Origin of the sequence: Chryseobacterium sp. C2(2020) (assembly GCF_014218915.1) — a bacterium.
Lineage (GTDB): Bacteria > Bacteroidota > Bacteroidia > Flavobacteriales > Weeksellaceae > Chryseobacterium > Chryseobacterium mucoviscidosis.
The window spans coordinates 1-10,792 of sequence record NZ_JACLCT010000008.1; the positions used below are offsets into that span (position 1 = coordinate 1).

Sequence of the window (10,792 nt, forward strand, 5' to 3'; positions counted from 1 at the left end):
TTGAAGAGTTTAACAATCAAAACAAAATTTATCAAAATGTAGCTTAACTTATACTGGAATTTTTATTTGCATATCCATAATTGTAAAGGACAAAATCGAGAAGACTGAATTGATAAAGGTTTCTCCTTTTCGAAAAGAAATCCGAAAAACTACACCACACAAGCATAATGACTATTTAGAGATTATTTGTTTACTTGAAGGAAAAGGTACACATACCATTGATTATGTTCAGTATCCAATAAAAGTACCCACTGTTTTCTTTGTGCGCAAAGAGCAGGTGCATAACTGGGATATAGAAGCTCTACCAGAGGGGTATGTATTATTACTGAAAAAAGTGTTTGTAGAACAATCAATGGATAATGAACTTAAAAATCTTCTTGCCAGGTCAAGTGCCTTAAATTGCTTGCATTTGAAGGAAAAGGATACAGTTGAAATTCTCTTTCAGCTACTTATTTTTGAAAAGGATTATACTGTCATCGAAGGAATATTAAAGGCGTTATTAGCTAAAATAATTAACACTGCTCAACCAATCTCAATGAATATAAAAAAGAACAGTGATATTATGTTGTTGTTTCGGGAATTGCTTAATAATACTGAGGATTTAAAAAATAATGTTGCCTATTATGCCGAAAAATTAAATACAACACCGCAAAATTTAAATTCTATTTCGAGAAAAACATTTAATCTTTCTGCTTCAGAAATAATAGCGGAGCATATCATTGGAGAGGCAAAAAGATTGCTAATCTATACAGAGAAAAATATAGCTGAGATTGCGTATTTACTTAACTTTAATGATGCTTCTCACTTTGTAAAATATTTCAAACGTCATACAACCTTTACACCTCAAGCATTTCGTAACAATTAGAAAAAACCATACTATTTTCAAATATACCATACAATATTACAAGTGTTGTAGCAATTTTGTATTACAGATAAACCTGATATGCTATGAAATACTTATTTATTATCCCGATTATATTGATATTATTTGCTTGTAATCCATCAAATAATAATTCACAGGCTTTACAAAGCCAATTAGACAGCCTACATCTAAAATTAGATAATAGTTATAGACCAGGATTTGGTGAATTTATGAGCAATATACAGGTTCATCACAATAAACTTTGGTTTGCAGGTATCAATCAAAACTGGAAGCTTGCAGATTTTGAAATAGTTGAAATTCAGGAAAATATAGAAGGTATTAAAGATTATTGTAGAAGCCGTCCTGAAACAAAGTCTTTACCAATGATAAATCCTGTATTGGATAATCTCAGAAAAGCTATTGAACAACAAAGTAGCAAAGCTTTTAAAGATGAATATATCAATCTAACAAATACTTGTAATACTTGTCATCAGGTAACCAAACATGAGTTTAACGTAATTATAATACCATCTACACCTCCATATAGTAATCAAGACTTTAAATTACATAATGAAAACTAGTATTATCAAAACAAAGGAGCTGCCATTGTTAATTCCAAGAATGATAGTTGGGTTTACATTCCTTTCAGAAGGAATACAAAAGTTTATTACGCCCGAAACGGTTGGTTCAGGTCGTTTTGCTAAAATTGGATTTCAAAATCCTGAATTTTGGGCTACAATGGTTGGCGCGGTAGAAATTGTATGTGGTATTTTATTACTTCTGGGTTTATTGTCCAGATTGGCTTCAATATTTTTGCTGATTATTATGGTAGTAGCGTTTATTTATACAAAAGTTCCCATACTTACTGAAAAAGGATTTTGGAGTTTTGCCCATGAATACCGCACTGATTTTGCAATGACATCATTATTAATAATGCTTTTTTATTTTGGTAGTGGTAATTATTCGATTGATAAATATATAAGCAGTGGAAAAAAATCGTAATCTGAAAGAGATAGCTCAACTTTTTCTGAAATTGGGAATTACAGCATTTGGCGGACCAGCTGCTCATATTGCTATGATGCAACAAGAAGTGGTTGTGAAAAAAAAGTGGATAAGCGAACAACATTTTTTAGACTTATTAGGAGCCACAAACCTTATACCTGGTCCTAATAGTACGGAAATGGCAATCCACATAGGTTATGACAGAGGAGGATGGAAAGGTTTAATAATTGCAGGGCTGTGTTTCATCCTGCCTGCTGTTTTTATTACTTTAATATTTGCGGTACTATATCATAATTATGGACGGTTACCCGAAATACAACCTTTCATCTATGGTATAAAACCAGCTATTATTGCAATTATTATAGGAGCGGTCTATCCATTGGCAAAAAAATCGATAAAATCATTATTTTTAGGTTTAATAGGACTTGCAGTACTGATTGCTTCTCTATTGGGTGCTAACGAAATTTATTTAATGTTTGGAGCGGGTTTATTGGCTTATTTGCTATATTCTAATAAGAATAATACGATTCAAAATTTTATACCCTTTGCTTATATTAAAATCTCACAAATATCTTTTTGGGATACAACCAATATTAAATTGGTTTTGATATTTCTTAAAATTGGTGCGATACTTTATGGTAGTGGATATGTGCTTTTTGCTTTTTTAGACACGGAATTAGTACAAACAGGTTTTTTAACAAGAAAACAACTTATTGATGCAATTGCGGTGGGACAATTTACACCTGGACCTGTTTTTTCATCAGTCACTTTTATAGGATATCAAATTAACGGATTATACGGTGCAATTGTTTCAACAATAGCAATATTCTTTCCTTCATTTGTCTTTGTAGCGTTTCTCAATCCATTAGTAAAAAAAATGCGCAGCTCAAAAGGTTTGTCAGTATTTCTTGATGCAGTAAATGTAGCCTCGGTAGCCATTATATTATCTGTTTGTCTTGTAATGGGCAAGGAAAGTATTGTTGACTGGCGAACAATTTTAATTGCAACTATAAGTGGCATCATTGTTTTTAAATTTAAAAAAATCAATACTGCGTTCATTGTTGCTGGAGGTGCATTATTAGGTTTTTTACTATTCCAGCTTTAATCAGATTAAGTTTGCAGTTAAAGATTTTTTTGAAATACAGCTCAACATTTTATTAATATACCTTTTTACCTTTTGAACTGTATTTTTTGAACAGTCTGTTAATTTTGCAATTTCAATTATAGTTGGTGGATTTTTTCTATTTAGATAACTAATTACATTTGGATATTTAGCTAAAAATTCATCAACAGATTCTGAAGTATTCTTCAACCTTCCTTTATAAATCCCTTTAGCTTTCGCAATTTGAATCCCTTCCCGTTGTCTTTCTAATAGTGAATTTCTCTCCATTTCACTGATATTCGCCAGAACACTTATTATTAGTTTAAATGTAGGGTTCTCTTTCCCATCTACCAAACTTTCAAGCCCTAAATTGTCAACTTTTAAACATATCTCATTGCAGTGTAACTTTTCAATTGTTTGTAGCACATCTAGTGTATTTCTTCCTAATCGATCTATACTGGAAACACTAATATACTGTATTTTATTTCTATCAATATCTCTAAGTAGTTCCCTTGCGGAAGGTCTTTGATCAAATGGAATTGAACCACTTATTTTATCGATATAAATTTTTTCATCAGGATATTGCTTCAGTAATTGTCTTTCAATTTTTTGGTTCAATGTCGATACTCTGATATATCTTGTCTTCATTTCATAAATTTTTATTAAAATCAACCAAATTGTACCAATTTTAGGGTAGGTACTTTTGGTATACCTTTATCTCTTATAAATTGCTAAAAAACATCATAAAAATATCTCACTATTAAACTATAGTCTAATTATGGAATTTATAATATATTTATCTTCACAAAATATTTCTGATGCCTAGAATAAATCTTTTAAAAAATAAAGATATTGAGATTTTCGATAATCCAGCTGAATTAACTTTTGAAGAAAAAAAAGTATTATTTACTTTAGATTTTGACAATCTTGAACCTAATTTAAGGAAAGACATTACGATTGTAGGATATATTCTCCAAAAAGGTTATTTTTTATCCCAAAAAAAATTTTTTGCACCAAGCCAGTTTAGAGAAGAAGATATAAATTATGTTTCAAAATTATGTGGAATAGAATATAAGATAGACATTACAGAATATAAAAGATCTTTATATACTCAACATAGAATTTTTATTTTAAATAAATTCGGATATCGTGCTTTCTCTGATTGTATCGCTTTATTTGAAAAAGAAGCTTTGGAATTAGTTAAAACTCCGCAAAGACCAAAAGAAATTTTTTACTCTCTAATTTCATTTTTAGAAGGTGAATCTGAAGTTAAATTTGATTTAATTACTAAGGAAAAAGGAACTAAAATTAGAGTAACTCATACAGGACTACATAGTTTTCCTAATGATCCACATTTTAAAAGAGAAAGATTTGAATGGGGTTGGAATAATCTACTTGGCAAAAATTTAAAAACACTTTTAGAGAATGATTAGAAAAAGCGAGCCGCAAATAATAATTGCCAAAAGAAATTGATTCTAATGATTATTTATAAAACTCAAATAAGCTTTTCCAACTTAATCTATTTGCAAAAATAATTTTTACCGAACACACTATCATATAAAGCATGTTGGTTCAATTCTATCTATTTCTGTTCAGCAAATTTGTACATAAATTAGTACATCCAAAGGTTACGGTTATTAAGCTTTACAGAAAAAAGAGACTGCCTAAATAAGACAGTCTCTATAATTAATTAATTTTTACGCTTTCGCACTGTCGCGAAGTGCCTTTATTTTATCGTGAGAATTTCGGAGCGACTGCTTCTGCTCGCGTAGCAGGATTTTGGTTTCTTCCATTACATCCTCATCCTCAATGGCAGATTTATAAGCCTTCTGCGCCGCATCTTCACCAGCTTCACAATTGCTTAATACCGAAGCTCTGTCTCCACCTGAGAATGCAGCTCTTACATCCATCCATGCACGGTACACTTTACCAGACGTAGTTGTTCCGCCATCTGTAGAGCCCCCATATTCAATTACTTTACTCTCTAGTTCAGATTTGTAGGTTCTGCTTTCGCTGATCATCTGTGAGAACAGAGATTTCAGATCGCTGTTTTTGCCGTCATGCAATTCATCGATTGCTTTTTCATACCCTTCGATTCTGTCGTTGTTGATTTTAATGAGGTCGTTCATCGCCTCAATACACGCACTATGACTCATAATTTTGATTTTTAAATTAATATTTTGTTTGATTGTGATTATATCTAATTTGATTTCTTTGAAATAATAAATTTTGAAGTTTTATAATTATTAATCCTCTTCTTTAGCTTCAAAATTGATCGAATTGTACGCAGATTCCGTAAGAAGCTGATCTGCATCTTTTTCTTCCTGCAGAGTTTCTTCCAGTAAGGAAGCAATTTCTTCTTCTCCCAGCGTTTTTGCGAAAGCTACCAGTGTTCCGTACGATGCAATTTCGTAGTGCTCCACTTTCTGGCATGCCGAAATAATTCCGGCATCTCTTACAGGTCCGGCCTCTGTCTCTTCCAAAATGCTTTCTCCTTCTTTGATAAGCCCTTCCATTGCATCACATTTAATTCCCCTACTTGATTCTCCCAGCATTTCAAAGATTTTTTCCAGTCTTGTGACCTGACCTTCCGTAACGGTGATGTGTTCCTGTAAAGCCTGCGCCAATTTGGGTTCGCTGGCATTTTTTGCCATTTTAGGTAAAGCCTTTAAAAGTGCTCTCTCGGCAAAAACGATGTCTTTCAACTCATCTACGAATAATTCTTTTAGGCCTTCCGCAGCAGACGGTTTCGCCTTTTTCATTTCTGATGTTTTCATAATAATAAAATTAATTGATGATTGGTATATGCATAGTTACAAGTTTCAGACCTTAAAAAAAGTATGTGGTACAAAAAGTTGAAATTTTAACATTATGCATCATCATATCTTTAGAAAACCTTCTTGAAAGGCATACGCCAGACTATTTAAATCGATAATTGGCGTTACTGCTGATAAAAAGATCATTTTTCTCTTCAGAAATAATTTCAATGAAACGGCTGTAATGCTTCAGCACGTCTGATATCAATTCATTCTTTGTAAAAAGCTGCACATCATAGCCTTCCCTGCTGTCTCCAAAATAAGATGCGGGAAAATAGATCATTTTATCATCCAGATTCGGAAGATTGTCTTCTTCAAGAAGGTAACCAGAAACAACTTTCGATTCGCATCTTACGCCATACATGAAATTATTAACAACATCATGTCTGATTTCAATTTCAAAAGCCTCAGGCTCTGTATCTTCATTAATTTTAACCTCAATATTGAGAGCCGAAAATTCCTGCTTAAGTTCTTCAAATGCTTCTTTAACGGTAGTATGCAGAAATTCCCGCACTGATTTCTGATCCTGAAAAGAGACAATCTGATGCAGTCTTTCTTTCCAGTACGCACCGGACCATGGAACGGTGGTGGAAGAAAAATCTCTTTCATAATATTTCTGATCCACCACCAATGCCTTCATTAAACTGACTATAAAAAGCACCATAATTACAGAAAAAGGCAGCGCCGTAATGAGCGTCATGTTCTGTAAAGCCGATAGACCGCCTGCTTTCAACAATATTAAGGCTAGAGCTGCCAGTAAAATTCCCCATCCTACAGTTTGCCATTTTGGTGAAACTTTGGCGTTTTTCGTGGCAATATTATTCATCACCAGCATACCGGAATCTGCGGATGTCACAAAAAAAATAATAATGATAAGAATAGTAAGAAAACTGGCCACCGCCGTTAAAGGCATATATTCTAAAAACCTGAACATCAGCGCATCGGGATTAGATGATAAACTGCTTAATAAACCATCTGCCACATTCATATCAAACCAGATAGCAGAGTTCCCGAACACCGACATCCATATAAAATTGAACAGTGTAGGGATGAGAAGTACTGCGGCAATAAATTCCTTAATGGTTCTCCCCTTGGAGATTCTTGCAATAAAGAGACCTACAAACGGAGACCAGGATATCCACCACGCCCAGTATAAAATCGTCCAGTCATAAAACCAAGGTTGTGTATTGGCATCGTAAACATGGGTATTAAATGTTAAACTGAAAAAATTTGTAATATAATTGCCGATGCCATCTGTGAAGCTTCCGATAAGGTAAATGGTAGGTCCGAAAAAAAGAACAAACAACAGAAGTAAAATTACGGTAATAATGTTGATATTACTAAGAATTCTTACCCCCTTATCTACCCCACTTACTGCCGATACCACCGAACATGAAACCAAAACCAGAACAATAATGATCTGATATTTAAAACTGCTTTCGGGTAAAATATTCAAGATCTCAAGTCCTGAATTGATTTGCACCACTCCAAAGCCAAGCGTAGTGGTAATTCCGAAAAAAGTACTGCAAAGGGCAAAAACATCAACAGCATTTCCCCATCTACCCTTCACTTTATCTTTAAGCAAGGGATAAAAACAGCTTCGTAGAGAAAGTGGCAATCTGTAGCGATACGCAAAATAAGCGAGAGAAAGCCCTACAAGACCATAGATTGCCCATGCATGAATTCCCCAGTGAAAGAAAGTGAACAGCTGCGCATTTTTTACCCTTTCTACAGAGGAATGAGCATTAAAAACTTCGTTAGAATAATGTTGCATCGGTTCTGCCACACTGAAGTACATCAACCCAATCCCCATCCCCGCTGCAAAAAGCATGGAAATCCACGAAAAGAAAGAATATTCCGGTTTGCTGTCGTTTCTGCCAAGCCTGATCTTTCCGAATTTACTGAACATCAGAAAAACAAGAAACATCACAAATAGAGTAACCGCCCAGACATATACCCAATTTAAATTAACGAAAATAAAATTTTTAACGATATTAAGAACCCTTTGTGAATCTGCAGGATAAACTGCTGATACCAAACAAATACCCACTATAAAAATAAGACTCGGAACCACAATACCGCCATTCAGAGTTGTCCTCAGTTTTAAATTTTTTGTCATAAAACAGATTTTTTTATTTCTAAAAAGGTACAGAAATAATATTAAAAGGCTTTTATGAATTTTTTTAAAGCAAATACAAAAATCACATTCCATTAATATTTTAGTTATGATAAATCTTGAAAATGAGATAGAATTTGTAAATTGACATCAGAATATTTAATTTACCATAAAGTTATGATTGATCTAGACAAAGCAATTCATTTGATAAATGAAAAACTAGAACTATGGTTCCGGGCATTGATAAAAATTCTCCCCAATCTAGCTTTAGCAGTTATCATCTTTCTTATCGGACTTTATATTTCTAAATGGCTTCGTAAACTTTCTGAAAGAATTATTTCAAAATTTACCAAAAACATTACCATCACAAGATTATTTTCTACCTTTATTTATCTTTTTTCAATTGGAATAATCTTTTTTACAGCGTTAAGCATTTTAAAATTAGACAAAGCAGTCACATCTATTCTTGCGGGGGCTGGTATTGTCGGCTTGGCTTTAGCATTTGCTTTTCAGGATATTGCAGCAAACTTTATTTCCGGTATTTTTATTTCGTTCCGACGTCCTTTAAAAGTTGGAGACATTGTATCCATCAAAGATTATATGGGCAAAGTAGAGGAAATAAACTTACGTGATACCGTCATTCTTACTTTTCAGGGAAAGATGGTCATCATTCCTAACAAAGATGTTTTTCAAAATCCAATTGAAAACTATTCTATCCTTGGCAAAAGAAGATTTGATTTAGAAGTTGGAGTTTCTTATAATGATGATTTAGAAAAAGCCGCTCAATTAGCGATTGATGCAGTTAAAAATATTGAGGGGATTTCCTCTGAAGATGATGTAACATTATTCTACAAGGAATTTGGTGAAAGTTCTGTCAACTTTACCATTCGTATCTGGTGCAACTCTTCCGAACAGCTTCAATTTTTAAAAGTTGGTCATTTGGCGATTATTGCCATTAAAAAATCATTTGATCAAAATAAGATCAGTATCCCATTTCCGATTCGAACTTTGGATGTGGCTTGGCCAGAAAAATTTTAGATAAAAAATGACGGCATTTGATCACTTTCACGAACTTATAAAATTAACCTCACACCACCTAACTCATCTACTCTATAGCTGAATTTTTCCCCAGGGCTGCTGATGAACATAAAGTTCTTAGGAATACCCCAAGATTTACTTAATTCCTCGACAAGATCTGGAGTAAACTCTCCTACAATAGTTACGTATTCCATATCAACCTCGGGATAAGCTCTGTCTAATGTATCAAAATCAGCGAGAAACTTTGCATCAGGCTGAATCTTTTCATCAACTACAGTCACTATTTTAATCCTGTTGGTAACTTCATTTTCGTGCAGGTACATCATCACCTTATTTAAAGTTGAAATATCGTCGCCTTTAGAGAAAAAAACAAAGTTCTGCTCATACAGTTTTTTCAAACTTTTATGAATGGAACGCTCTCTTTGAATTGTATATTTTCGATAAGACTTTGATACAGATTCCAAGGTCTCAACGATAAAATGCATGATGTCTTTTCTTAGCATTAATCCCAAAATAATGATTGCTGACGGAATAAAGTACTGAAGAAATGTAAGCAAATATTTGGGATTTGATTTAATATTACCATATAACGCAATGATGATTGCGACAAAGGCAATTAAAACGGCTCCAGGTTTTGCATATTCCGGTCTTGGAAGGCGCGATCTTCTTAACTTTAATAATATATTTCCTAAAGCGAACGAAGCCATTACGGTTAGGAAAGAAAGCGCATATACTGCAGCTAATGGTGCCAATTGTCCTTTTGTTACCAATAACACAGAACAGCATAAAATAAAAAATAAGATTAAAATTCTGTATGTACTTCCTTTCTTATTCTCTTTCAGAAAATAATTCGGTAAAATTCTGTCCAAGGTCATTCTTTTAATCAGTCCATTAACACCGACAAAAGAAGTGAGAACCGCACCACTTAAAACAGTAACGGCATTAATAGAAATAACAGTGGCAAGCCATTTTCCTCCGGTGAGCTCTCCTAAATAACTTAAAAATGAATTCTGTTGCGATTCTACATCTGAAACAGGGATGATACAAATGGCCAAAAATGCCAAAAGGGGATTAAGAATTGAGACCGCAATCCACATATTTCGTAGTGTTTTGGCAAACACGCCTCTTTTCTGTTCCTCGACAAAATTAGAAGAGCTTTCAAATCCTGATATCCCCAACATAGCAGCTGAAAATCCAAAAAATATCGCCATCAATACACTTCCTTTTTTTGTGGGCAGATGAAAGTTGTTGTAAAGAATATCTAAACCATGTACTGAAATAAAATAGAAACATGTGCCAATAAGAAGTGCCATTGTTGCCAAATGAAATAAGAAAATTATTAAGGCAACCACTGCACTTTCTGAAATTCCTAAGATAGTCAAGCCTAAAAAAATTAATAGCAAAACAAATGTTGCAACATTAACATTGAAGTGCGGAAATATATGATGAAGATAGTGCATTGCCTCACTCGAAGAAATTACTGCTGTCGCCATATATGACAATATGGTGAGACAAGCGGCAATAGCCGCATTACTTTTAGAGGTCGTGTTAAGTAAAACATTATAAGCTCCCCCATTCAGAGGGAGTGCCCCAACTACTTCACCATATATCTTTCTAAATAAGAAAAGAACAGCAGCAACCATAAGAAGTGCAATCCATGCATATTGACCTGATGCCACAATGGCTAATGCTGATACATAAAGGCAAGACGATGTAATATCATTTCCGCAGATTGCTGTCGCATACCATTCTCCTAATTTTTTAGTCGACATAAAAATATTTTTTTGGGTAATATTAAAAAATATTCTTCAAAAAGGAAACCATTGTAGCCATCATTTCTGGAATTGATGTAAAAA

At 33.6% G+C, this 10,792-nt stretch carries 11 protein-coding genes; 6 read left to right on the forward strand and 5 right to left on the reverse strand.

Annotated features, from left to right (window positions below; genetic code table 11):
• Nucleotides 1-109 precede the first annotated feature (109 nt).
• From H6W52_RS06545 to chrA, 4 genes are all read left to right on the forward strand, one after another.
• Nucleotides 110-865, forward strand: a complete 756-nt coding sequence (locus H6W52_RS06545) for a helix-turn-helix domain-containing protein (RefSeq protein ID WP_194304375.1) — start codon at nucleotides 110-112, stop codon at nucleotides 863-865.
• Nucleotides 866-948: 83 nt separating this feature from the next.
• Nucleotides 949-1,443 (forward strand): hypothetical protein, encoded by a 495-nt coding sequence (locus H6W52_RS06550; protein ID WP_078797875.1) that lies wholly within the window; start codon nucleotides 949-951, stop codon nucleotides 1,441-1,443.
• Nucleotides 1,433-1,864: a DoxX family protein gene (locus H6W52_RS06555; protein ID WP_116099117.1), complete on the forward strand. Its 432-nt coding sequence runs from the start codon at nucleotides 1,433-1,435 to the stop codon at nucleotides 1,862-1,864. The genes H6W52_RS06550 and H6W52_RS06555 overlap by 11 nt, the downstream gene beginning before the upstream one ends.
• Entirely contained in the window at nucleotides 1,848-2,969 is a 1,122-nt protein-coding gene (gene chrA, locus H6W52_RS06560; protein ID WP_078797879.1) for a chromate efflux transporter, read from the forward strand. The genes H6W52_RS06555 and chrA overlap by 17 nt, the downstream gene beginning before the upstream one ends.
• Here the strand turns inward: chrA and H6W52_RS06565 are convergent, their stop codons facing one another.
• On the reverse strand, nucleotides 2,970-3,614 hold the full coding sequence (locus H6W52_RS06565) for a recombinase family protein (protein ID WP_116099118.1): 645 nt from the start codon (nucleotides 3,612-3,614) through the stop codon (nucleotides 2,970-2,972). It abuts the gene before it with no gap.
• Nucleotides 3,615-3,784: 170 nt separating this feature from the next.
• On the opposite strand from H6W52_RS06565, the gene H6W52_RS06570 reads away from it, so the two are divergent.
• Nucleotides 3,785-4,399, forward strand: a complete 615-nt coding sequence (locus H6W52_RS06570) for a DUF4158 domain-containing protein (protein WP_116099119.1) — start codon at nucleotides 3,785-3,787, stop codon at nucleotides 4,397-4,399.
• A gap of 264 nt (nucleotides 4,400-4,663) precedes the next feature.
• Here the strand turns inward: H6W52_RS06570 and H6W52_RS06575 are convergent, their stop codons facing one another.
• The 3 genes from H6W52_RS06575 to H6W52_RS06585 all read right to left on the reverse strand — a co-directional run bounded on the left by H6W52_RS06575 (nucleotide 4,664) and on the right by H6W52_RS06585 (nucleotide 7,901).
• The gene (locus tag H6W52_RS06575; RefSeq protein ID WP_065721263.1) at nucleotides 4,664-5,122 is read right to left on the reverse strand and encodes a PA2169 family four-helix-bundle protein; all 459 of its coding nucleotides are present in this window, start codon (nucleotides 5,120-5,122) and stop codon (nucleotides 4,664-4,666) included.
• Nucleotides 5,123-5,212: 90 nt separating this feature from the next.
• On the reverse strand, nucleotides 5,213-5,743 hold the full coding sequence (locus H6W52_RS06580) for a ferritin-like domain-containing protein (RefSeq protein ID WP_065721262.1): 531 nt from the start codon (nucleotides 5,741-5,743) through the stop codon (nucleotides 5,213-5,215).
• Nucleotides 5,744-5,885: 142 nt separating this feature from the next.
• Nucleotides 5,886-7,901, reverse strand: coding sequence for a BCCT family transporter (locus H6W52_RS06585; RefSeq protein ID WP_116099120.1), 2,016 nt, complete (start codon nucleotides 7,899-7,901; stop codon nucleotides 5,886-5,888).
• A gap of 174 nt (nucleotides 7,902-8,075) precedes the next feature.
• Here H6W52_RS06585 and H6W52_RS06590 point away from each other — a divergent pair, with 174 nt between their 5' ends.
• Complete coding sequence (locus H6W52_RS06590) at nucleotides 8,076-8,936, forward strand: mechanosensitive ion channel family protein (RefSeq protein ID WP_194304376.1); 861 nt, start codon at nucleotides 8,076-8,078, stop codon at nucleotides 8,934-8,936.
• Between the two features lie 35 nt (nucleotides 8,937-8,971).
• Here the strand turns inward: H6W52_RS06590 and H6W52_RS06595 are convergent, their stop codons facing one another.
• Nucleotides 8,972-10,708: an APC family permease gene (locus H6W52_RS06595; RefSeq protein WP_065721261.1), complete on the reverse strand. Its 1,737-nt coding sequence runs from the start codon at nucleotides 10,706-10,708 to the stop codon at nucleotides 8,972-8,974.
• Between the last annotated feature and the right edge of the window lie 84 nt (nucleotides 10,709-10,792).